Source organism: Actinoplanes teichomyceticus ATCC 31121, from assembly GCF_003711105.1.
Lineage (GTDB): Bacteria > Actinomycetota > Actinomycetes > Mycobacteriales > Micromonosporaceae > Actinoplanes > Actinoplanes teichomyceticus.
In genome coordinates this window covers 35562-58317 of sequence record NZ_CP023865.1, presented here as the reverse complement: position 1 = coordinate 58317, position 22756 = coordinate 35562, and the positions used below count along the sequence as shown (strand labels likewise).

Sequence of the window (22756 nt, the reverse complement as noted above, 5' to 3'; positions counted from 1 at the left end):
CCACCGCAAAACTCCGCGTTCCCGACGGCCGCCCCACCGCAAAACGCCGCGTTCCCGACGGCCACCCCACCGCAAAACGCCGCGTTCCCGGCGACCACCCCACCGCAAAACGCCGCGTTCCCGACGGCCACCCCACCGCAAAACGCCGCGTTCCCGACGGCCACCCCACCGCAAAACGCCGCGTTCCCGACGGCCACCCCACCGCGAGACTCCGTGTTCGTGGCAACCGGCGCGCCGGGCGAGCCCGCGTTCGCGGCGGCGGCCGCCACGCCGCCGGCTGCTCCGGCGTTCCCGGGCGCCGCTCGGTCCGGTGCCGTCCCGGAGGCCGCGGCGCAGCCGGGCGCCACCTGGCCGGAGAGCAGCCGGTCCGCGACGGCGGGCGCGGCCGCGAACGCGGGCTCGCCCGCGGACGACACGGCCATCCTCCAGCCCGACGAGGCGGCGCAGCGGCGGATCGACAGCTCGCGGGCCGATGCGGGTCCGGACACGGTGAGCGCCACCGCGGCGGCGGCACGCCGCCGGGCCATGCCGCCGACCACGCCGGTGCCGGCGGAGGGCTTCGACTTCCTCGCCCGCGGCGCGGACGGGAAGGACCCCCTTCCGGTACGCCGGGAAGCACTCCTGGAAGGCGCCGACACCCAGCAGATCCCGATCAGCGCCGTCCCGGCGGCACCCCGGACCACCGCCGTCCCGGCGGCACCCCCAGCCGAGCCGTCCGCCGCGCCCACCTGGAAGCCCGGGACGCCCCCCACCGCCAACGGCTGGAAGCCCGAGACGTCTCCGGCCACCGGCGGCTGGAGCGCGGCGAGCTCCGGCTGGGACGCCGAGCCGACCCGTCAGACCATCGCGGTCCCCGGCACCGGTGGCGCGGACCCGTCCGTACCGAGAAGTCCCGCGGCGCCGGCCTGGGACCCGGACGCGACCGGCCGCATCGAGGCGGGCGGCGCCGCGCGCGACGACGCCGGCGCGACCTCCACCTGGCCGGCCGACCGGAACACCGCCGTCATCCCGGCCGTCGCCCCGGATCGCCCGGACCCGCTCACCAGCGCCCCGGAAACGCCCTGGAACGCCCCGGAGAAGCCCGAACCGGCGTCCCCGGCACCCTGGGAACCCTCCGGCAGCACGACCCGCCCCATGACCAGCCCGGGCGGCCCGCCGATGGGCTCGGTGAACACCCGCTGGGCCAGCAACGAGCCGCCGTCCGAGGTTCCGGGCGCGCTGCAACCGGAGGCGTCCCGGACCCGGGTCATCCCGACGATCGACGCGCCCACCGGCGTACTCCCGGCGCTCCCGCCGGGGGCCCCGCTGCCCGGCAAACTGACCGCCCTGCCGCCCGGCGGGGCGGCCCAGGCGGCCCGCGAAGCCGCCGGGCCGGAGGCCGTCCTCGGCGCCGCCTCGGTGGAAGCCGTCCCGGTGCCACCGGCCGAGCCGGTCGCCGAGCCGGCGGAGCCGGCCGAGCCGCCGAAGCGCGGTGAGGTGGTGGTGAAGCTGCGCCCCGAGCAGACCGACGAGGGTTACAAGAGCGTCTACTCGGAGCTGACCCGGCCGACCACCGCGTCCCGGATCCGGACCGGGGTGCGCGGCGCCGGCGAATTGATGATCACCTTCGGTCTGATCGTGCTGCTCTTCGCCGGCTACGAGGTCTTCGGCAACTCGGCCGCGGTGCAGGCCGAGCAGGACGAACTGGCCCAGGAGCTGGACCAGGCGTGGGCCGACCCGACCGTCGCGCCGAGTAGCACCGCGGTGAAGGGCCCGGCCGCACCGGGCGACAACCTCGTCGGCCGGCTCTACATCCCGAAGCTGGACAAGGAGTGGGTGGTCGTCGACGGCGTCCGCCCGCAGGACATCAAATACGCGCCGGGCCACTACCCGGAGACCGCCAAGCCGGGCCGGATCGGCAACTTCTCGGTCGCCGGCCACCGGATCAAGAAGATCTTCTGGCGGCTCGACGAGCTGAAGGCCGGCGACGTGATCGGCGTCGAGACCCGCGAGAAGTGGTACGTCTACCAGGTCTACGACCAGCAGATCGTGAAGCCGAGCCAGGTCGAGGTGGTCGCGCCGGTGCCCAACGAGCCGGGCAAGAAGCCGACCAAGGCGCTGCTGACGCTGACCACCTGCAACCCGAAGTTCAACAACTACGAGCGGCTGATCGTGCACGCGGAACTCGTCAAGACGGTGCCGCGGGAACAGGCGAAACCGGACGCCGGCATGCCGGCCGAGATGAAGACGAAGGCATAGCGGATGTACGCCTGGATCTGGCGCAAGCTCCCGGGTGGCCTCTGGAGCAAGCTGACCATGTCGCTCGTGCTCGTCGCGGCCGTCGGCTCCCTGCTCTGGTACGTCGTCTTCCCGTGGGCCACCCCGCTGCTGCCCTTCGATGACGTGCAGGTCGGCGGCACCTCGCAGGTCGACCCGAACTCGGTGGACCAGGACGCGACCGTCCCGGGCGCCGGGGAAGCCTCGGCCGACCCGGACGAGTCCGCGCCCGAGGAGATCCCGTACAGCACGACCTCCAACCACCCCGACCCCGGCGGCCTAGCAGGTGACGACTGACGTGCGCATTCTCGTGATCGACAACTACGACTCGTTCGTGTTCAACCTGGTGCAGTACCTGGGCCAGCTCGGCGCCGAATGCGAGGTGCGACGCAACGACGAGATCGGCGTCGACGAGGTGGGCCGGCTGGGCGCGGCGGGCATCCTGCTCTCCCCCGGCCCCGGCGAGCCCACCCGCGCCGGGATCATGCTCGACGTGATCCGGACGTACGCGGGGAAGATTCCGCTTTTCGGGGTCTGCCTGGGGCATCAGGCGATCGGCGCGGCCTTCGGCGCGACCGTGACCCGTGCGCCGGAACTGCTGCACGGCAAGACCTCGCTGGTCCACCACCGGGGCGACGGCGTGCTGGCCGGGCTGCCGGACCCGTTCACCGCGACCCGCTACCACTCGCTCGCCGTGCTAGCGGAGACGCTGCCGGACGAGATCGAGGTGACCGGCCGGACCGGTTCCGGCGTGGTGATGGCGATGCGGCACCGCACGCTGCCGATCGAGGGCGTGCAGTTCCACCCGGAGTCGGTGCTCACCGAGGGCGGCCACACCATGCTGGCGAACTGGCTGGCCGCCTGCGGCCTCCCGTCGGCCCTGGAGCGGGCGCCCGAGCTGGCCGCCGAGGTGGAGACGCGGCGGCGCTCCGCCTTCGCCAGCGCTTAGACCGCGAACCGACTGGAAACGGCAGATGGCCGGACGCCCGCGCGGGCGTCCGGCCATCCTGTTGTCGAAGCTGGATCCGGCTGAGCTCGTCGGAGATCAGCCCGGCACGCCGCCGCCACCGGTGCCGGAGGTGTCCGACGGGTCCGGCGAGGGCGACGACTGGTTCGGGTCGGGCTCCTGCTCGCCGACCACCTCGATGGTGATCGTGCTGCCGATCTCGACCCGGCTCTTCGCCTTCTCGCTCTGGCTGATCACGGTGCCCGGCTCCTGGGTTCCGTCGCCCGGCACGATCTGCACGTCCACCTTCAGGCCCTTGTCGGTGAGCAGCGCGGTCGCGCCGTCCTGACTCTGACCGACCACGTCCGGCATGATGACCAGCTTGTTGTCGGAAACCTTCACCGTGATCTCGGTGCCGGGCTCGACCTCTTCGCCCTCGTCCTCCACCTCGATCACCTGGCCCTTCGGCGAAGCGCTCGCCACATCGCGGAACTTCGGCACGAGACCGCGTTCCTTCAGGGCCGCCTCGGCCGCCGCGCTGGTGCCGCCGACCAGCCCGGTCGGCACGGTGACCTTCTCCGGGGCGTTGCAGATGGTGAAGGAGATCTGGGTGTCGACCGGGACCTGCGTGCTGGCGACCGGCGTCTGCTTGGAGACCTCGCCCTTGCAGTCCTTGTCCTGCACCGTGTCGACCTGCGGGATGCCGGTCAGCCCCAGGTCGGTGAGCCGTTGCTTGGCCTGCGCCTCGGTCAGGCCCTTCAGGTCCGGCATCGCCACCTGCTGCGGCTGTTTCGGCTGGTCGCCGCCGTTGTTCTTCTTGTTCAACGCCAGCGCGACGCCGAGCACGATCACCACCAGCACGCCCAGGCCGGCCAGCGCGGCCCACACCCAGGACTGCCGGTTGTCCGGCGGCCGGCCGCCACCCGGGGCCGGCGGAACGGGCCGCTGCACGGTGGTCGCCGCCTGCGGCTGCCACTGGCGGGGGCCGTTGCTCATCGCGACGGTCTCGGCCTCGCTCATCACCGGGGTGGCCATCACCGGACGGCCGGAGACCGCGCGCAGCGCGTCGGCGCGCATCTCCTGAGCGCTCTGGTACCGGTTCAACGGGTTCTTGGCGAGTGCCTTCAGCACGATCGCGTCGACGTCCGGCGGGACCTCGCGGCTGATCGAGCTGGGCGCCTTGGGGTCTTCCCGGACGTGCTGGTACGCCACGCTCACCGGACTGTCGCCGACGAACGGTGGGTGCCCGACGAGCAGCTCGAACAGCACGCAGCCGGCCGCGTAGACATCGGAGCGGGCGTCCACCGCCTCGCCGCGCGCCTGCTCGGGGGAGAGGTACTGAGCGGTGCCGATCACCGCGCTGGTCTGGGTCATCGTGGTGGCGCCGCTGGCCAGGGCCCGCGCGATGCCGAAGTCCATGACCTTGACCTGGCCGTTCTGCGTGATCATCACGTTGCCCGGCTTGATGTCCCGGTGGATGATCCCGTGCCGGTGACTGAACTCCAGCGCCGCGCAGATGTCCGCGATGATCTCCAGGGCCCGGCGTGGCGGCAGCCGCTGCTCCTGGGCCAGCACCTCCTTGAGGGTCCGCCCGTTGACGAACTCCATCACGATGAACGGCAGCCGCTCGCCGGTCCCCGAGGTCTCCTCGCCGGTGTCGTAGACGGCGACGATGGCCGGATGGTTGAGCGCGGCCGAGTTCTGCGCCTCGCGGCGGAACCGTTCCTGGAAGGTGGCATCCCGGGCGAGGTCGGTGCGCAGCATCTTGATCGCAACGTCGCGGCCGAGGCGGAGATCGCGGCCCCGGTGCACCTCCGCCATACCGCCATAGCCGAGCAGCTCGCCGACCTGGTACCTGCCACCGAGCAGTCGGGCCTGCGCCGTCATAGCGTCTGTCGTCCTTCGTTCGGTCGGATCGGGCCGAGCTGGGGGTCGGCCTTCATAAGACGGTACGACGCCGCCGACACCCGGTCGGCAGCCACGCCCGTGCGGAGGATAGCCGCCGAGCTGCTGCGATCACCCAGCGCGATTTCGCCGGCGGCGGCGGTGTTGCCATGTCGATACAGGAACGAGATGACTCCGGCACAGAGCAGCACGAGAAGCGCGAGCACCACGGCCAGCACGATCAGCACCTGCCGGCCCAGCGAGCCCTCCGGCTTGGCCATCGGCATCGGGGGCGGGTACCCGCCGTTGTTCAACGGTGGCCCGGACTGCGGACGGTAGTGCGGCGGCATCGGTGGCGCCACCGGCGGGGCGGCCGCGGACGCCGGCGGGGCGGACGGCACCGCGGCGGCGCCACGCGCGCCCGACGTCGGCCGCGGGGCCGAGGCCCGGGCCGGCTGCGACGGCGCGGGGGTGGCCCGGGCCGGCTGGCTCACCGGCGGGTGCACCGTGGTGGTCAGCGAGGACGCGGCCTGCCGGGCGACCGCCGCCATGGCCGCGGCGCTGGGCCAGCGCGCCGCCGGGTCCTTGGCCAGCGCGCGCTCGACGATGGCACGCACCGAGGGCGGGATGTCGCCGGGCAGCGGGCGCGGCGTCTCCCGGACGTGCTTCATGGCGATCTCGACCGGGGTGGCGCCCTCGAACGGCCGGTGCCCGGAGAGGCACTGGTAGGCGACCACGCCGAGGGCGTACACGTCGGAGGCCGGGGTGGCCACATCACCGGCCGCCTGCTCGGGCGAGATGTACGACGCCGTGCCGAGCACCGCCCCGGCCACCGTCAACTGGCCGACCAGGGCCGACCGGGCGATGCCGAAATCGGTCAGGACCAGCGTGCCGTTCGGGCGGACCAGCAGGTTGCCCGGCTTCACGTCGCGGTGCACGATGCCGTTGGCGTGGGAGGCCTGCAATGCGTCGGCGGCCTGCGCGACGAGCGCCATGGTGCGGGCCGGGGTGAGCCGGCCGACCCGGCTCAGCGTGCGGGACAGGGCGTCGCCCTCGACGAACTCCATGACCAGGAACGCCAGATGCTGGTCGCTGCCGTAGTCGTAGACGTCGACCACGCCCGGGTGGTTGATGGTCGCCATGGTGCGCGCCTCACCGCGGAACCGCTCCGCGAAGCCAGGCTCGTCGAGCAGCGCGGGCAGCAGGATCTTGACAGCGACGGTACGGCCCAGCACCTCATCGGTGCCACGCCAGACGTCGCCCATGCCGCCGCCGCCGACCCGCTCCTCCAAGCGGTATCGCCCACCGAGCGTGACCCCCGGGCGGATCATGTCAGTCCCCTCCCCGACCGGCCGCGGCCTTCATGATCAGCCCGGCGATCCGGGCCGCCTCGGAGCTCGCGTGGCCGCCGGAGACGTTCTCCAGCACGACACAGACGGCGGAGACCGCCTCGCCCTTGTCGTTGAAGGCGAACCCGATGAACCACCCGTGCGGGTCGGCGCCCGCGGCGTTCTGGGCGGTACCGGTCTTGCCGCCGACGGTGTAGCCGTCGATCTGCGCCTTCCGACCGGTGCCGTTCTCGACGACACTGATCATCATCTCTTTGAGCTGGGAGGCGACGTTGCCGTCGATCGGGGTGCGCAGCTTCTTCGGGGAGGCGGTGTAGATCGTCCGCCGGTCCGGGCTGAGCAGCTGCTGCACCAGGTACGGCTGCATCTGCTCGCCGCCGTTGGCGACCGTGGCCGCGATCAGCGCGCCCTGCAGGGGCGTCATCCGCACGTCCCGCTGGCCGATCGAGGACTGGGCCAGGGCGGCCCGGTCCGTGCTGCCGTCCGGGTTCGCGATGTCACCGGTGTGGCTGGCCGCCACCGGCAGGCCGTCGCCGCTCTCCAGGTCGCCGACCCTGAGCTCGCCCCCCTCGAACCCGAACGCCTTCGCCGTCGCCTTGACCTTGTCCGCGCCGAGCTTCACGCCGAGTTTGGCGTACCCGGTGTTGCAGCTCTCGGTCAGCGCCTCCTTGAGGGTCACGTCGCCGGCCGGGCACACCTCGTCCTCGGAGTTGTGGACCGTGGCGCCGCCCTCGCGGTAGACGTTGCCGGCCGGGAGCTCGGTGTCGACGCCGTAGCCGCTCTGCAGCGCCGCCGCGGAGACGATCACCTTGAACGCCGAGCCGGGCGGGAGGGTCTGCGACAGCGCCCGGTTCAGCATCGGGTTGTCCTTGTCCGCGTTCAGCTCCCGGTACGCCCTGGCGGCCGCCTGGGTGTCGTGCGTGACCAGCTGGTTGGGGTTGTAGCTGGGCATCGACACCAGCGCCTGGACCGCCCCGGTGCGCGGGTCGAGGGCGATCGCCGCGCCCTTCTTCGCTCCCCGCTCGTTGTTGGTCATCTGCTTCCAGGCGACCTCTTGAGCCTTGGTGTTCAGCGACAGCACCACGTTGCCGCCGCCGGTGTCCTCACCGGTGAACATGTCGCTGATCCGGTCGGCGAACAGCTTGTCGCTCTCGCCGGAGAGGAAGTCGTTCTCGCTCTCCTCGATGCCGACCGTGCCCAGGTTGACCGGCTTGTAGCCGAGCACCGGAGCGTAGATGTCCTTCTTCGGGTACACCCGGAGGTACTTCAGGGTGTCGTCGGTCGCCTTGTTCTGGGCCAGGGCGGTGCCGCCGGCCTCGATCACGCCGCGGGGGCGTTTGTACTCGGCGACGATCACCCGCCCGTTCCACTTGTGGGTGCGGTACTCGTCGGCCTTGTAGGCCTGGATCCAGTTCAGGTTGGCGAAGATCATCCCGAACAGGACGAAGAGGACCACGCCGGACTTGCGAAGGGGGGCATTCACGGCTTGATCACCTCCGTCATGGCGCCGTGCAGCTGGGTGGGGGCCTTCTTCGGCCCGAGTCGTTCCCGTCCGCCACCACCGGTCGCCGGGCCACGCGCCGCGTTCGAGATGCGCAGCAGCATCGCGATGAGCAGCCAGTTCGCCATCAGCGAGGAGCCACCGGAGGAGAGGAACGGGGTGGTCTGGCCGGTCAGCGGGATCAGCCCGGTGATGCCGCCGAGGATCACGAAGACCTGGAGGCCGAGGGTGAACGAGAGGCCGCCGGCGACCAGCTTGCCGAACGAGTCGCGCACCCCGATCGCCCAGCGCAGGCCGCGCATCGTGATCAGCAGGTAGCAGACCAGCAGCGCGGAGAGGCCGAACAGGCCGATCTCCTCGCCCAGGCCGGCGAAGATGAAGTCGTTCTGCACCTCGGGCACGGACAGCGGCGAGCCGGCGCCCGGGCCGGTGCCGAACAGGCCGCCGGTGCCCAGGCCGAGCAGGCCCTGGACCAGCTGGCCGCTGCCGCCGATCCGGTTGTACTGGGCCGGGTCGAACGGGTTCAGCCAGACGTCGGCGCGGTCGTAGAAGTTCGCGAACGGGCCGCCGATCGAGGCGCCGAGCAGGTAGGCGATGTAGACGCCGCCGAAGAACAGCAGCAGGCCGATGATCAGCCAGCTGGAGCGTTCGGTGGCGACGTAGAGCGTCACCACGAACAGGCCGAAGTACAGCAGCGCGGTGCCCAGGTCCTTCTCGAAGACCAGCACCAGGAGGCTGAACAGCCACACCGTGACGACCGGGCCGAGGTCGCGGCCGCGCGGGAAGTCGATCCCGAGGAAACGCTTGCTGGCCAGCGAGAGGACCTCACGTTTGCGTACCAGGTAGTACGCGAAGAAGGTGACCAGCATCAGCTTGGCGAACTCACCCGGCTGGATGGAGAAGCCACCGATCTTGATCCACAGCTTCGCGCCGTTCACCTCGGAGAGGCTGCGTGGCAGCACCGCGGGGATCATCATCAGCACGATGCCGGTGAGGCCGAGCGTGTACGCGTACTTCGAGATGGTCTTGTGATCGCGGATCAACAGCAGCAGCGCCGCCGCCAGGATCAGCGCGATCAGCGTCCAGGCCAGCTGGCGACCGCCGATCCCGGAGAAGATGCCCGGCGGCGGCTGCTTGTCGTTGATCGCGTTGGCGATGTCGATGCGGCGCAGGAACGCCACCCCGATGCCGTTGATCAGAGCCACCGCGGGAAGCAGCACCGGATCGGCGTACGGAGCGACGAACCGGATGACGATGTGCAGGCCGAGGAAGAGGATGCTCAGCAGCGCGGCCGGCACCCAGAAGTTCGGCTGGAGCTTGTCGTACTTGTTGGCTTCCACGGTGGCGCCGAACACCGTGACCAGCACCATGGCGAAGGCCAGGAGCCCGAGTTCGGCGTTACGGCGGGTCTTCAATCCCGGGATACGCGACAGCTCACCCGTGGAGGCGGGCGAGGGAGCCGGTACGGCGGGCGCGGTCAAGAAATTCCCCAGACGTTGTAGGCCGTGCTCAGTCGACGGTCCGGCAGCCGACCGGGTCGGCGGCCGAGGACGCGCTCTCGGACGGTTGAACGCTCGGCGCGGTGGCCGGAGCCGAGGTCGCGGTGGCCGGCGCGGACGTCGCCGCCGGACGCACCGGGGTGGAAGCCGACGGCGTGGCACTGGCCACGGCGCAGACCGGCTTCAGGTTCGGGTTGGAGGGTTCTTCGCTGGTCAGCTCGGTCAGCATGGTGCGCGCGTCGAGCTGGCTGTCGGCGTGGATGCCCTCCTTGACGCGCTCCTGGGCGACCGTGGTCAGGTCGTCCAGGCGGACCGTGCTGGTCTCGCTCACCGAGGACAGGTCCAGGCCGGCGATCCGGCCCGGTACGCCGCGGAAGATGGCGAGCTGGCCGCCCTCGGTCGCGCCGACGTAGTACTGGTCCTGGGTGTACTGCCAGCCCGCCCAGAGGCCACCGCCCAGCACCCCGAGCAGCAGCAGCACCAGCAGGGTGGTCCGCACCGGGTGTCCGGCCGGTTCCGGCTCGCGGTCGAACCCCTCGGTCTCCGGCTGGGCCGGCGGGCGCGGCGGCGACTGCTTGAGCGCGGCCGCCCGGGAGGCCGGTGTCGAGCTGTCCGCCACGGTGGTGTTGCCCCGGTCGAGCGACGCCGCACCACCGACGATCGGCGCCTGCTCGACGATGTCCGCGTCGGTCGCGTCGGCGATCACCACGGAGATGTTGTCCGGCCCGCCGCCGCGCAGCGCCAGCTGGACCAGCCGCTCGACGCACGCCTTCGGGTCGGCGATCTCCCGCATCGTCTGGGCGATCGTCTCGGCGCTGACCACACCGGACAGACCGTCGCTGCAGATCAGGTACCGGTCGCCCTTGAGCACCTGGCGCACGGAGTACTCCGGGTCGATGTCCCGGCCGTCCAGCGCCCGGGTGAGCAGCGACCGCTGCGGGTGGCTGCTCGCCTCCTCCGGACTGACGCGGCCCTCGTCGACCAGCATCTGGACGTACGTGTCGTCCTTGGTGATCTGCGCGAACTCGCCCTTGCGGAGCAGGTAGGCCCGCGAGTCGCCGATGTGCACCATGCCGAACTTGCTGCCGGTGAAGAGCACCGCGGTCAGCGTGGTGCCCATCCCTTCCAGCTGCGGGTTGGCGTCGACCGTGTCCCGCAGCTGCTGGTTGGCGGTGCCGACGGCGTGCCGCAGCGCGTCGACCAGGGCGTCGCCGGGGACGTCGTCGTCGAGCGGCGCCATCGCGGCGATGACGATGTTGGAGGCGACGTCACCGGCGGCCATGCCGCCCATGCCGTCCGCGACAGCAAGCAGCCGTGGACCGGCGTAGACGGAGTCCTGGTTGAGGTCTCGGATCAGACCGCGGTCGCTCTGAGCGGCATAGCGCAGGGTCAGGGTCATGGCCGTAACTCGAGAGAAGTGCGTCCGATCCGGATCGGGACGCCGAGGGGAACGGGGGTGGGTCCGGAGACCTTACCGCGATCGAGGTAGGTGCCGTTGGTCGAGCCGAGGTCCTCGACGAACCACTGGCCGTCCCGCGGCACCAGCCGGGCGTGCCGGGCCGACGCGAAGTCGTCGGTGATGACCAGCGTGGAATCCTCGGCGCGGCCGATCGTGATCGGCGCCTCGCCGAGGGTGATCCGGGTGCCGGCGAGCTGACCGGCGGTCACCACGAGCTGCCGAGCCGCCTTACCGCGTTTCACCTTCGCCGGCCGGCCCGGGAGCACCGCGCCACCCACCCCCCGCGGGCTGGCGACGATGCTCTTCGACCGGGCGCCCGCGAAGAGGTCCCGCCGGATCACCCCGACCACCGTGAACACGAAGATCCACAGCAGGATCAGGAAGCCGAACCGGGCAACGGTGAGGACGAATTCGGGCAAGGCCGCTAGCCGTCCACTCGGAAGGTCAGCGTGGTCGTGCCGAGCTGGATCATGTCGCCCGGGTTCAGCGCCACGGCGGACACCCGCTGTCCGTTGACCATCGTCCCGTTCGTCGAGCCGAGGTCGGTCAGCACCACCTGGTTGCCGTCGTAGTCCAGCCGCGCGTGCCGGCGCGAGATGCCGACGTCCGGCAGGCGCAGGTTCGCCTGGTCGCCACGGCCGATCACGGTCGAGCCCATCTGCAGCGGGTAGGTCCGGCCGTCGCCGGAGACCAGCCCGACGCTGCGCGGGCCGCCGTGGCCGCCGTGCGGCGGGTAGCCGCCACCGTGCTGGTCGTACGGCGAGTACTGCGGGCCGGCGTCGTAGGCCGGCTGCTGCACCGGGGCGACCTCGCCACCGGTGTACACCTCCGCGGTGACCCGGAACATGCCGGTGTCCAGGCCGTCGCCGCGCTCGATCTCGACGATCACGTCGCCGTAGACCGTCCAGGCCTGCTCGCCGATGAACTCGGCCTGGGACTGCGCCAGCTCCTGGGCCAGCGCGGCGGCGTACGGCGCCAGCCGGCCGTGGTCGTACGGCGAAAGGTCGATCACGTAGCGGTTGGGCACGAGGGTGCGGCCACCGGCAAGGATGGCCTTGTGCGCCTCGGCCTCCCGCTGCATGGCATTCAGGATCTCCACAGGGTGGACGACACCCTTGAAGACCTTCGCGAAGGCCCCCTCGACAAGGCCTTCCAATCGCTTCTCAAAGCGCTGCAGCACGCTCACCGGCTCCTCCTCGGGTTCCGAGGACATGATGGTATCCGGCGGCCGCTTGCGCATCCGTGGCCCAAGAGCAGCCGGCACTTCTGACCCTCGTATGACGCCCCTCGACGCCGTGCTAGTGTTTCCTCCGTCGCGGGGCGATATCAACTCGCTAGTACTGCTACCAAGCTAGTACTAGTACTTGCTTGGTGCCGCTCTCGATAACTACGAGCGACAGCGTAGTCTGTCGCGGGTAGTAACCAGAAACAGGCCCGCGGGGCCGGTTTCAGAGGTCACTGAGGTCAGTTATATGATTCCAGGGACCAAGTCACATGGGGATGTGGCGGAATGGCAGACGCGCACGGTTCAGGTCCGTGTGTCCGAAAGGACGTGGGGGTTCAACTCCCCCCATCCCCACGAGCAACCGGGAGCCTCCGGTCCGCGCAAGCGGGCCGGGGGCTTCTTCTGGTTCTGCCCGCAAGCGCACCTCCGGAAACCCCACGTTACGGTGGTTGTGGAAGTGGTTGAGCAAGTGCTGCACGTCACGACGGCGGGGGAACGGGCCCGCTTGATCCCTTTTACGGACGAGGTTCGGGATTCGGTGACGTCAGCGCGGGCAGAAGGGTGGCGCGGCGGTATGCTCGCCCGCCTGTCGACGTCGAGATTTCCGTCTGAGCGTGGGGTGTGAGCGTGGTCGCTGTGCCTGCTGGGGTTGACCAGGGGAAGCGCAACGTGCTTGGGGTGCTGGTCGACGCGACGGACTACGCGTCGGCCACCGAGCGGATCATCGCGGCGGCCCGGGAGGGCCGGCCGTACGCGGTCACCGCGCTCGCCGTGCACGGGGTCATGACCGGGGTGCAGGACCGCGCGCACGAGGCCCGGCTGAACTCCTTCGATCTGGTGACACCGGACGGCCAGCCGGTCCGCTGGGCGCTGAACCTGCTGCACGGAGCCGCGCTGGCCGACCGCGTCTACGGGCCGACGCTGACCCTCAAGGTGGTCGAGCGGGCCGCCGCCGAGGGGCTGCCGATCTATCTGTACGGGTCGACCCAGCCGACGCTGGACCGCCTGGTGCCGGCGTTGCGGGAGATGTTCCCGGCACTGAAGATCGCCGGGGTGGAGGCGTCCAAGTTCCGCGGGGCGCAACCGGGTGAGGAGGTCGCCATCGCCGAGCGCATCAAGGCGTCCGGCGCGCGCCTCGTGCTGGTCGGGCTCGGCTGCCCCCGGCAGGAGGTCTTCACCTACGCGATGCGGCCGCTGCTGGACATGCCGCTGCTGGCCGTGGGCGCCGCGTTCGACTACCACGCCGGGCTGCTGAAGAACCCGCCCGCGTGGATGCAGAAGTACGCGCTGGAGTGGCTGTGGCGGCTGGGGCTGGAGCCCAAGCGCCTGTGGAAGCGGTACCTCCTGCTGAACCCGGCCTACCTGAGCCGGCTCCTGGCACAGAAGACGGGGCTGTGGAAGGCCACTCCGGCCGCGGCGACCAACGAGCCGGTGCGCGGCTTCGCGGTGTGACTTTGCGGTCATCCGCGCCTTCGGGCATGGATGATCTTTCGGGACGGAAGCGCCATCCGTCAGCCGACAGTGCGGGATAGGTCACACTCCGGGACACCGGTTTGTCCACTTAGGGCACCGGAGCGGGAACCCTCCGGGATCGCCCGGACACCCATCGTCACGAACCGACCCCTACGGGTCGCCGGTGGGGGCATATCCCGGTTTCGCCGCGTGCGCGGCAGGTGAACGCTGTCGATGTGGACACCGCTGTGGACGTGATTCTGATCGGCCTTCTCGCCGCGCTGTGGCTCGCCGCCGGGCTGCTGGCCGACGGCCTTCCGAGCGCCGGCACCGCGCTCCTGATGCGCCGCCGCGCCCGGCTGCTCGCCGCCCTGGTCGGCGCCGGCACGGCCGTGTTCGCCGCGGTGCCGGTGGTCGCCGGCCTGATGCCGGGCGTCTCGGCGGCGCCGGCGGCGGCCCTGCTGCCGGCCGTTCCGGCACTGGTCGTGCTCACCGCGGGGGTACGCAGACTGAGCCGGGTGCGCCACGGCGCGGGCGCCTTCGCGACCGCCCCGCTGGCGCCCGTGCCGCCCGGTCTGCGGGCCGCCGCGGCGCATCCGCTGATCAGCGCCCCGCTGCAGATCACCGGATTGGCCGCGGTGGTCGGGCTGCCGCTGGCCGCGGGCCTGGTGGACCGGCCCGGCCTGGACGTGCCGGCCGGCTCCGGCTTCACCGCGGCGGCAATCGCGCTGGTGGCCGTGGCGGTCGCGGTGATCGGCATCCGCGCCGCTCTGCGGCACGGCCGCCTGGCCCCGCTGGTGATGGCGCCGCTAGACCGGGCGCGGATCCGGGCCGGGGTTCGCTGACCGGCCCCAGGTGTGCGAGCCAAGGTTCGCTGACCGGCGCAGGGGGTGGGCGAGCGGGGCACGCTGACCGGCGCGGGTCTGCGAGCCCCGGTCAGTGCGCCTGCTTCTTCGCCTCCTGGACGTAGAGAAGCTCCAGGATCGACCTTGCCGCCTCGAACCACCGGTCCAGCCACTCCGACTGCGGCAGCGTGCCGCGCGCCGGCAACTCCATCAGCAGACCCCGCAGCAGCGGGTGGTCGGCCATCGACGTGTCCGGCGGCGCGCTGTCCCTCCAGGCCGGTGTGGCGAACACCGGCTCGGTCAGCCCCTGCAGCTCCAGCGGGGGCAGACCGGACGCCCGGTCCAGCGCGCTCGTCGGCTCGATGCTGTGGGAGCGCCCCGGGGAGCGGGTCGGCAGACCGGTCCCGCCACGGGACAGGAATTCGCCGTCGCCGTGGTCTCCGCTCAGCACCTCCCGTCGGCCCTGGCGGTACGCGCTCACGCCCCCGCTGAACCGGTCCTGTGCCGTCGACGGGCCGTTGCTGAGGTTGTCCGAACCAATGGTCATCTCACTGCCTTGCCTCGTTGAAGATCCGTCCCGGCCCGTCGGCGCGGTCCGGTCAGCGCTTGGAACGTTCAACGAGGCGCGTCGCACCTGGCGACGGTGAATCGCGGCAGATGCCCACCGACGACGCCCGACGCGGGCGAGCGCGTCGGCCACGATGGGCTGCGGACATCGACCGCCGCCTCAGAGGTCGAACTCGCCGTCCTTGGCGCCGCCGACGAAGGCGTCCCACTCGGCCGCGGTGAAGATCAGGGCGGGGCCGGACGGGCTCTTGGAGTCCCGCACCGCGATGGCCTCACCGACGAAGGCGACCTCGACGCAGTTGTCGCTGTCCGCGCCGCTGCGGGTGCTCTTGAACCACTGGGCGTCGCTCAGGTCGACCCGAAGACCTTTGACCTCGATTTCCACGATGGCTCTCCTGTCAGGGTGTGCCGGCCCCGGCGGTCCGGACGGTCCCGTCCGGGTTCCGTCGAGCTGCGCCGGGGATCGACGGGACCGTTCTCGCATCCAGTAACGACGACCGGTGCGCCGGGACGCGTTGACCCGATCGGGGTTCTCCGTTCGGGGTAGTCCCATCGGGCAAGTTGAGTCTCGGCAGGCCAGCCACGATTAAACAGTGATTGTCGGCGTTTCGGAGAAAATGTCCGTAATGCTCTAAGCATTGTGGATCATGCGGCGATTTTTCTGCACAACGGTCTCACCTGCGAAAGTACGGCCCTCATCCGGCAGCACGCCGTGATCACGGAGGATCACGGAAGGAGGACCTGCAACTTGCATCGACGACACTGGTGGTGCAATCTTTCCGTATGGCTTGCATCACGTAGCGTTCTTGCGTGATGCGGGTAAGTCCGACGCAACACACCAAAACGACGTCCGACACGGGGTGCCGAGCCACCGGGGGTCCCTCTTGGACTTCCTCCCGAGACCTGGGTGGCGGGATCGGCGATGGTGACGTTCTGCAACATCCTTCGATGGTTGGCATCGTCAAAGGGTTGCAAAGGTGCATGAGCCGGGCAGACTGGTGCATCTGTGTCACAAGTCCATCCAGCAAAACCATCAGGCAACGAGTCTCAGGGCAGGAGATGACGTGCTTCTTCCTCGGTCCGGTGATGTCATCCACGTGACGAAGGCGGCGAGCGTTCAATTCGCATCACCGATGCTCTTCCGGGTCATCCGGGTTCACGACTGGCCGACGTACGAGGGCTGGGTCTGGCTCGACGGTTACGAGCTCAACTCAGCCGGCGACGCCGTGGAACGCCGCTCCATCTTCGTGCAGATCAACGGCTTGCGATCGGTCGGCAAGGCCCCGGACCCGCGGGCCCGCAACGGCCGGCAGCCGGCCGCGCGCCCGAACGTGGCGCCCGCCCGATCGGCTCGCACCCATCGCTGAGCCGACCCGACGGCGAGCGGCTCCTCAGTCCTCGCCGGGCTCGGCGGTGGCGGCCGGCGCCGTCGTCGTCGTGGCCGGGCCACCGGCCCGCTCGGCCGCGACGACGAGGGTGACCCGGGTGTCCGGGGGAACCGCCTGACCCTCCGCCGGATCGCTGTCGATCACCGTGCCCGGTTCCGCGTAGCCGGCCCGGTAGATCACCCGATATCCGAGGCCGGAACGGTCCAGCGCGGCCTGCGCGTCGGCCAGCGGCATCCCGCGCAGCGCCGGCACGAGCGCCTCGGTGACGGTCGGCTCGGTGGTCGGCACGGTGCTCACCGTCGGCGCGGTGGTGGGCGTGGTGGTCGGTGGGGTGCCGGCGGTGGTCCGCGTGACGGTACGCGTCTGCGCCGGGGTCGGCGAGGGCTCGTCCACATCGGACCCGGAGTTCTGCACGACCAGGTAGATGCCGAAGCCGAGCAGGGCGAGCAGGACCAGCCCCACGACACCCACCACGATCGGCATCCACCAGCGGCCGGACGGCTCCTCCCGGGATCCGGCCGCCGTCCAGGCGTCCTGGTCGTACCGGGTCTCCTCCGGCCGGGGTGGCCGGACCGCGGCGCGTCCGGTCCACGCGCCGTCGTCGGCGTCACGCGGATCCGGGTCCCGGCCGCCGACCGGCGCCATCGGCCGGGTCGCGGCGACCGGATCGTCCCCCGGCCGGGTACGCCCGGATGGCTGATTCCCCCGTACCACGGTCTCGTCGGCGACGGTGTCGTCCGCCGCCGGCATCGGTCGCGTCGCGTCCGGCCGCGTCGCATCGGCGTCCCGGCCCGGCCCGTGCTCGTCCGGCATCTCGCCCCCCTCCGGCACACCCACGATCGTCCCAGCGTCAACGTATCCAATCGTGCGGCCGACCGCGGCGCAGCGCACGCAACGCGATCGGGCGTCCGGCCAGGATGCGCCTGTCGCGGACATCGGCGCCGGCCAGTACAGTGCGCGGCATGGCCGACAAGGGCTGGACAGCACAGGCCGGCGCGGCAGCCGGAATCGCCGCCGGCGCCGCCGCCGCGCAACTGGGTCTGGGCTACGGCCTCGGCGTCATCGCCTGGCCGGCCACCGTGACCGCCTCGGACAGCACGTGGCTGAGCAGCCTCGGCTGGGCGACCTGGATCACCGCCAGCGCGACCGTGCTCGGCGCGGTGCTCGCCGGCCGGCTGCGCGCCGACCGTTCCGGGCGCTGGCAGGCTCTCCGGCGCTTCGCCCTGGCCGCCGCGGCGGCGCTGGGCGCGCTGGTCTCGGTCGCGCTGGTCGCGCTGCCGGCCCGCTCGGCGGTCCGGACCGACACCCTCTCCCCGCAGTTGGTGGCCGTCGGCTACGCCCTGATCGGCCTGGTCACCGGTGTCGTGGTGGCGTTCTGGGCGATCTCCTCCGGCCCGGCCGCGGCGAACCTGCTGGGCACCGCGGCCTGGCTCTGGGCGCTGGCCGTCGCCGGCGTGGTCGCCGAGCTGGCCACCGGCCGGGACGTGGCGACGTACCTGACCAGCTGGCAGTTCGCCGAGGCGGACAACCCGATCCGGTACGGCGGCATCTACTGGCCCAGCGCCGCCCTCACCCTGGTCGCCGCGTTCGTGATCGGCCTGCTGCTGGCGTGGCCGGCCACCCGCCGCGGCGACCTCGGGCTCGGCGCCGCCACCTCGGGCGCGGTCGGCCCGCTGCTGGTCGCCGTCTCGTTCCTGGCCCTGGCTCCGCTGCTCACCGAGGCGGCGGGCGCGTTGCCGTCGGCGTACCTGATCGCCCCGTACGCCGTTCTCGCCGGCCTGGCCGGCTCCGCCCTGACCGTCTCGCTGGCCCGGGCTCGACGCGACCGCCACGGGTCGGGCGGTCCGGCACCGGCGCCCCCGCCGGGCGGCCCGGCGGCGGCCGGCGCACCGGCATCGGAGACATCCGGGCCGTCGCAGGACCCGGCCGCAGCGGCGGCACCGGCACCGAGCGCACCGGCAACCACGACTCCGGCGGCGAGCACACCGGCAGCGAAGGCACCGGCGCCGAAAGCGGACCCGGCAGCCGCGGCGAAGGCGGGTCCGGCGGCGGCGAAGGCCGACCCGGCGGCGGCACCGGGGACGGGGGGACCGACGGCGGCCGTGAGCGGCGGCTCCGGCGCACCGCCCCGGACCGGCGACACCGAGGCGGCAGCACCCCCGGTCGCTGCCGATCCGGAGATCGCCGCGGCCGCCCGCCGCGGCCGGAACCCCGCCAAGCGCGCCGCGGCACGCAAGGACTCCGCCACCCGTTCCACGATCACCCCGCCGCCGGCCAACCCCACGGTGGCACGCATCAACCCGCCGGACTGACGCCGGTCACCCGGGCCAGGTGTGCACCGGCTCGTTGAGCTGCTGCAGGTCGAGATAGCGGCGGGTCATCTCGCGCAGCGCGGCGGCGCGGGACAGCCCCCGGCACTCGGCCGCGGCGACCGCGGCGGTCTGCCAGGTCGCCCCGTTGCGCCCGGTGCGGCAGCGCCCCTCGATGACGCCGAGCAGCCGGTCCCGCTCGGCCGGGTGCACACCGAAGCGGTCCAGCCCCTGGTACGCCATCGGCAACAGGGTCTCCAGAGTCAGCTCGGCGACGCCCACCTCGCCCAGCCCCGGCCAGTGCACCGTGGCGTCCAGCCCGTGCCGTGCCGCGGCCCGGAAGTTCGCGGCCGCGGTCGCGAAGTCCAGGCGGGACCAGACCGGCCGGTCCGACTCGGCGAGCCGGCGCACCACTCCGAAGTAGAACGCGGCGTTGGCGAGCAGGTCGACGACGGTCGGCCCGGACGGCAGCACCCGGTTCTCCACCCGCAGGTGCGGCCGCCCGTCCATGACGTCGTAGACCGGCCGGTTCCACCGGTAGACGGTGCCGTTGTGCAGGCAGAGCTCGCTCAGGCGCGGTATCCCGCCGGCCGCCCGGATCCGCTCCGGGTCCTCGTCGCCGAGCACGGGCAGCAGCGGCGGGAAGAATCGGATGTTCTCCTCGTACAGGTCGAAGACCGAGGTGATCCAGCGCTCACCGAACCAGACCCGGGGGCGTACGCCCTGGGCCCGCAGCTCGTCCGGCCGGGTGTCGGTGGCCTGCTCGAACAGCGCGATCCGGGTCTCCGCCCAGAGCCGCCGCCCGTGCAGGAAGGGCGCGTTCGCTCCGAGCGCCACCTGCACGGCCGCCACCGCCTGCGACGCGTTCCAGTGCCCGGCGAACTCCCCCGGTGGCACCTGCAGGTGGAACTGACAGCTGGTGCAGGCCGCCTCGGGCACGATCGTGCCGCTCGCGCCGCGCAGCCGCTCCACGCCACGGATGTCGACCGCGAACTGCTCGCCCCGGGCGGCGACGATCTCGTCGTTCAGCGCGCGGAACCGTTCGCTGTCCGACAGGTTGGCCAGCACCAGATGCTCCGGGGTGAGCGTGGGCAGCATCCCGATCAGGGCCAGGCGGCTGTCGGTCTTGGCGGCGCGCTCCCCGGCCGTACGCAGGGCCTCCAGGATGTCCTGCTCGAACGCGCCGAACCCGCCGCCGGCGATCGGCCGCGGTGGGACGTTGAGCTCGATGTTGAACCGGCCCAGCTCGGCCTGGAATCGCGGGTCGCGCAGGTCGGCCAGCAGCTCGGCGTTGCGCATCGTCGGCGCGGCGTCCGCGTCGACCAGGTTGATCTCGATCTCCAGCCCGGTCATCCCGGTCCCGGGGTCGAACACGTCGGCGTCCAGCAGCTCGTCCAGCACGTCCAGGCAGCGGCGCACCCGCTGCCGGTAACGGATCCGGTCCTCGGACGAGAAGACCGCGTGTGCCAGATCCTTGCCCATGTGCCCTCCCGTTACGGTCGGGGCGGAACGGACGCCGATCACCACGCTGTGAACGAGCGGATACTTTCCGTCCACCTTCCCATTCCGGGACGACTATCGCCAGACGCATCGAGGCGCCACCCGGACCCGGGTGGCGCCTCGACTGTGGACGGTGGGGATCAGCCCTGCTGCAGGATGGCTTCGCCCTCGATCTCGATCTTGACCTTCTTGCCGATCATCACGCCGCCGGTCTCCAGGGCCATGTTGTAGGTCAGGCCCCAGTCCTCCCGGTCGATCTCGGTGTGCGCACTGAAACCGAAGAGATGCTGACCGTACGGGCTGGTGGTGGCGCCCTCGAACTCGACGACCAGCTCGACCGGCCTGGTCACGCCCTTGATGGTGAGCTCACCGTCGAGGACGAACTCGGTGCCGGCGTGCGACTTCACCCCGGTGCTGCGGTACTCCATCGTCGGGTACTTCTCGGCCTCGAAGAAGTCACCGGTGCGGAGGTGGTTGTCCCGGTCGACCTGACCGGTCTCGACGCTGGCGGTCTTGATCGACGCGGTCACCGAGGAGTCCAGCGGGTTCTCGCCGACCACGATGGTGGCGGTGGCCTCGGCGAACTGGCCGCGGACCTTGCTGACCATCAGATGTTTGACGACGAAGCCGACCCGCTTGTGCGCCGCATCCAGCTCGTAGGTGCCGGCGGCCGGAATCTGCAGACCCTCGAACTCGCGAGTGCTGACGGTCATGACGGGATCCTTCTCTCGAAGTCGGTGCGGGATGCTTGTCTGACGGAGCAACTATATGCTCGGCAATATTCCCCCTGTCAAGTGCCTGTTATCGTGGACGGCGTGAACACCGATCTGGACGACCCTCGCCTCACCGCGGTCGGCCTGCTGGCCGAGGCGTACACGGGTCTGATGAACCGCCTCGCCGCACAGTTCGAGGAGCACCGGGTCTCGCCGGTCGAGTTCGAGGTGCTGATGCGCCTCGCGCGCTCGCCCGGCCACCGGCTGCGGATGACCGATCTGGCCGGGCAGACCACGCTCTCCACCAGCGGCGTCACCCGCGTCGTGGACCGCATGGAGCGGGACGGGATGGTCCGCCGCGAGGCCTGCCCCAGCGACCGCCGCAGCTCCTACGCGGTCATCACCGAGGCCGGCCAGGAACGGCTCGCCCAGGTCCTGCCCGGGCACCTGGAGCTGGTTCAGCGGTGGTATGTCGGACTGCTCCCGGAGAGCCGGCTGACCGAGCTGCTCGACTCGCTCCGGACCATCCGTGACGCGGTCAATCCGTGCGCGACCGCGGGGAGCGCGGAGACCGGCACGCCGGCCTGAGCCCGGTCACCGGCGGAGGCCGCGAACCCCCGGCAGCCCGAGCCGGGTGAGCCCGCCCGGTTCGCCGGGACGCCCGCCCGGTCCGCCGCGAACCCGGCCGGGCGGGTCAGAGCCCCAGCCCCCGGGCGATCAGCATCCGCTGCACCTCGGAGGTGCCCTCGCCGATCTCCAGGATCTTGGCGTCCCGGTAGAACCGGCCGACCGCCGACTCGTTCATGAAGCCGTAGCCGCCGTGCACCTGGGTGGCGTACCGGCTGTTCTCCACGGCGGCGTTGCTGGCGTTCAGCTTCGCTATCGCGGCGTGCCGCTTGAAATCCTCGCCGGCCAGCATCCGGGCGGCCGCGTCGTAGTAGCCGAGGCGGGCCAGGTGCGCGCGCGTCTCCATGTCGGCGATCAGGAACTGCACGGCCTGGTTGTCGCCGATCGGGCGGCCGAACGCGATGCGCTGCTTCGCGTAGGTCACCGACTCGTCGACGCAGCCCTGGGCCAGGCCGACGGAGAGCGCCGCGATCGCGATCCGGCCCTCGTCGAGAATCCGCAGGAACTGGGCGAATCCGCGGCCGCGCTCGCCGAGCAGGTTCTCCGCCGGGACCCGGACGTCGTCGAAGGACAGCTCGTGGGTGTCCGACGCGCACCAGCCGACCTTGGAGTAGCCGGGCGCGACGGTGAAGCCGGGCGTCCCCGAGGGCACGATGATCGTGGAGAGCTCGCGGCTGCCGTCCGGGTTGGTGCCGGTCGCGGCCATCACCGTGACCAGGGTGGTGATGTCCGTGCCGGAGTTGGTGATGAACGCCTTGCTCCCGTTGATCACCCACTCCCCGGTCGACTCGTCGAGCACCGCGCGGGTGCTGATCGCGGCCGCGTCCGAGCCGGAGCCGGGCTCGGTCAGACCGAACCCGGCCAGCGCCTCCCCGCTGACCAGCTGGGGGAGCCACTGCTTGCGCTGGGCCTCGGTGCCGTACCGGAAGATCGGCATGGCGCCGAGCGAGACCGCGGCCTCCAGCGTGATCGCCACCGAGCTGTCCACCCTGGCCAGCTCCTCCAGGGCGACGCAGAGCGCGAAGTAGTCACCGCCCATGCCGCCGTACTGCTCCGGGAACGGCAGGCCGAACAGGCCCATGGCGCCCATCTGACGGATCACGTCGTACGGGAAGGTCTCCTTCTCGTAATGCTCGGCGATCACCGGCGCCACCTGCTCGCGGGCGAACTGCCGGACGCTGTCACGCAACTGAGTCAGCTCATCCCCGAGCCGGAAATCCACCATGCCGGACACCT

Annotated in this window: 21 protein-coding genes and 1 tRNA gene; 9 read left to right on the top strand and 13 right to left on the bottom strand. The window is 71.5% G+C overall.

What is annotated here, in order from left to right; all coding sequences use genetic code 11:
• Window positions 1–213 precede the first annotated feature (213 nt).
• The 3 genes from ACTEI_RS37665 to ACTEI_RS00235 are packed head-to-tail and all read left to right on the top strand — an operon-like array spanning window position 214 to window position 3205.
• Window positions 214–2238, top strand: a complete 2025-nt coding sequence (locus ACTEI_RS37665) for a class E sortase (protein WP_239082217.1) — start codon at window positions 214–216, stop codon at window positions 2236–2238.
• Window positions 2239–2241: 3 nt separating this feature from the next.
• On the top strand, window positions 2242–2553 hold the full coding sequence (locus tag ACTEI_RS00240) for a hypothetical protein (RefSeq protein WP_122975791.1): 312 nt from the start codon (window positions 2242–2244) through the stop codon (window positions 2551–2553).
• Window position 2554: 1 nt separating this feature from the next.
• A complete protein-coding gene (locus ACTEI_RS00235) occupies window positions 2555–3205 on the top strand; it encodes an aminodeoxychorismate/anthranilate synthase component II (RefSeq protein ID WP_122975790.1) in 651 nt (216 codons plus the stop codon).
• A 96-nt stretch (window positions 3206–3301) separates the two neighbouring features.
• Here ACTEI_RS00235 and pknB read toward each other — a convergent pair whose 3' ends face one another.
• The 7 genes from pknB to ACTEI_RS00200 all read right to left on the bottom strand — a co-directional run bounded on the left by pknB (window position 3302) and on the right by ACTEI_RS00200 (window position 12107).
• A complete protein-coding gene (gene pknB / locus ACTEI_RS00230) occupies window positions 3302–5089 on the bottom strand; it encodes a Stk1 family PASTA domain-containing Ser/Thr kinase (RefSeq protein WP_122975789.1) in 1788 nt (595 codons plus the stop codon).
• Window positions 5086–6417: a serine/threonine-protein kinase gene (locus ACTEI_RS00225; RefSeq protein ID WP_122975788.1), complete on the bottom strand. Its 1332-nt coding sequence runs from the start codon at window positions 6415–6417 to the stop codon at window positions 5086–5088. Before ACTEI_RS00225 ends, pknB begins: the two co-directional genes overlap by 4 nt.
• Window position 6418: 1 nt before the next feature.
• Complete coding sequence (locus ACTEI_RS00220) at window positions 6419–7918, bottom strand: peptidoglycan D,D-transpeptidase FtsI family protein (RefSeq protein WP_122975787.1); 1500 nt, start codon at window positions 7916–7918, stop codon at window positions 6419–6421.
• On the bottom strand, window positions 7915–9306 hold the full coding sequence (locus tag ACTEI_RS00215) for an FtsW/RodA/SpoVE family cell cycle protein (RefSeq protein ID WP_187645889.1): 1392 nt from the start codon (window positions 9304–9306) through the stop codon (window positions 7915–7917). The genes ACTEI_RS00220 and ACTEI_RS00215 overlap by 4 nt, the downstream gene beginning before the upstream one ends.
• Before the next feature lie 139 nt (window positions 9307–9445).
• A complete protein-coding gene (locus tag ACTEI_RS00210) occupies window positions 9446–10834 on the bottom strand; it encodes a PP2C family protein-serine/threonine phosphatase (RefSeq protein ID WP_122975785.1) in 1389 nt (462 codons plus the stop codon).
• Window positions 10831–11313, bottom strand: a complete 483-nt coding sequence (locus ACTEI_RS00205; protein ID WP_122975784.1) for an FHA domain-containing protein FhaB/FipA — start codon at window positions 11311–11313, stop codon at window positions 10831–10833. Before ACTEI_RS00205 ends, ACTEI_RS00210 begins: the two co-directional genes overlap by 4 nt.
• Window positions 11314–11318: 5 nt before the next feature.
• Window positions 11319–12107 (bottom strand): FHA domain-containing protein, encoded by a 789-nt coding sequence (locus ACTEI_RS00200; RefSeq protein WP_122981828.1) that lies wholly within the window; start codon window positions 12105–12107, stop codon window positions 11319–11321.
• Window positions 12108–12390: 283 nt separating this feature from the next.
• On the opposite strand from ACTEI_RS00200, the gene ACTEI_RS00195 reads away from it, so the two are divergent.
• From ACTEI_RS00195 to ACTEI_RS00185, 3 genes are all read left to right on the top strand, one after another.
• Window positions 12391–12473: transfer RNA gene (locus tag ACTEI_RS00195), tRNA-Leu, on the top strand.
• A gap of 282 nt (window positions 12474–12755) precedes the next feature.
• The gene (locus tag ACTEI_RS00190; RefSeq protein ID WP_122981827.1) at window positions 12756–13571 is read left to right on the top strand and encodes a WecB/TagA/CpsF family glycosyltransferase; all 816 of its coding nucleotides are present in this window, start codon (window positions 12756–12758) and stop codon (window positions 13569–13571) included.
• A 236-nt stretch (window positions 13572–13807) separates the two neighbouring features.
• Complete coding sequence (locus ACTEI_RS00185) at window positions 13808–14416, top strand: hypothetical protein (RefSeq protein WP_239082216.1); 609 nt, start codon at window positions 13808–13810, stop codon at window positions 14414–14416.
• A gap of 91 nt (window positions 14417–14507) precedes the next feature.
• On the opposite strand, the gene ACTEI_RS00180 is transcribed toward ACTEI_RS00185, so the two are convergent.
• Window positions 14508–14963: a hypothetical protein gene (locus ACTEI_RS00180; RefSeq protein WP_122975782.1), complete on the bottom strand. Its 456-nt coding sequence runs from the start codon at window positions 14961–14963 to the stop codon at window positions 14508–14510.
• Window positions 14964–15143: 180 nt separating this feature from the next.
• Window positions 15144–15368 (bottom strand): DUF397 domain-containing protein, encoded by a 225-nt coding sequence (locus ACTEI_RS00175; RefSeq protein ID WP_239082215.1) that lies wholly within the window; start codon window positions 15366–15368, stop codon window positions 15144–15146.
• 679 nt (window positions 15369–16047) lie between these two features.
• Between ACTEI_RS00175 and ACTEI_RS37950 the strand changes: the two genes are divergently transcribed.
• On the top strand, window positions 16048–16350 hold the full coding sequence (locus ACTEI_RS37950) for a hypothetical protein (RefSeq protein WP_122975780.1): 303 nt from the start codon (window positions 16048–16050) through the stop codon (window positions 16348–16350).
• A 24-nt stretch (window positions 16351–16374) separates the two neighbouring features.
• On the opposite strand, the gene ACTEI_RS00165 is transcribed toward ACTEI_RS37950, so the two are convergent.
• On the bottom strand, window positions 16375–17202 hold the full coding sequence (locus ACTEI_RS00165; protein WP_164465798.1) for a PASTA domain-containing protein: 828 nt from the start codon (window positions 17200–17202) through the stop codon (window positions 16375–16377).
• Between the two features lie 131 nt (window positions 17203–17333).
• Here ACTEI_RS00165 and ACTEI_RS00160 point away from each other — a divergent pair, with 131 nt between their 5' ends.
• On the top strand, window positions 17334–18683 hold the full coding sequence (locus ACTEI_RS00160; protein WP_122975778.1) for a Hansenula MRAKII killer toxin-resistant protein 1: 1350 nt from the start codon (window positions 17334–17336) through the stop codon (window positions 18681–18683).
• A gap of 6 nt (window positions 18684–18689) precedes the next feature.
• Here the strand turns inward: ACTEI_RS00160 and ACTEI_RS00155 are convergent, their stop codons facing one another.
• Both ACTEI_RS00155 and ACTEI_RS00150 read right to left on the bottom strand, forming a co-directional pair.
• Window positions 18690–20162, bottom strand: coding sequence for a glutamate-cysteine ligase family protein (locus ACTEI_RS00155; protein ID WP_122975777.1), 1473 nt, complete (start codon window positions 20160–20162; stop codon window positions 18690–18692).
• A 158-nt stretch (window positions 20163–20320) separates the two neighbouring features.
• Window positions 20321–20893, bottom strand: coding sequence for a YceI family protein (locus ACTEI_RS00150; protein WP_122975776.1), 573 nt, complete (start codon window positions 20891–20893; stop codon window positions 20321–20323).
• Between the two features lie 102 nt (window positions 20894–20995).
• On the opposite strand from ACTEI_RS00150, the gene ACTEI_RS00145 reads away from it, so the two are divergent.
• Window positions 20996–21481, top strand: coding sequence for a MarR family winged helix-turn-helix transcriptional regulator (locus tag ACTEI_RS00145; protein WP_122981826.1), 486 nt, complete (start codon window positions 20996–20998; stop codon window positions 21479–21481).
• Window positions 21482–21587: 106 nt separating this feature from the next.
• Here ACTEI_RS00145 and ACTEI_RS00140 read toward each other — a convergent pair whose 3' ends face one another.
• Entirely contained in the window at window positions 21588–22742 is a 1155-nt protein-coding gene (locus ACTEI_RS00140) for an acyl-CoA dehydrogenase family protein (RefSeq protein ID WP_187645888.1), read from the bottom strand.
• Window positions 22743–22756: the final 14 nt, after the last annotated feature.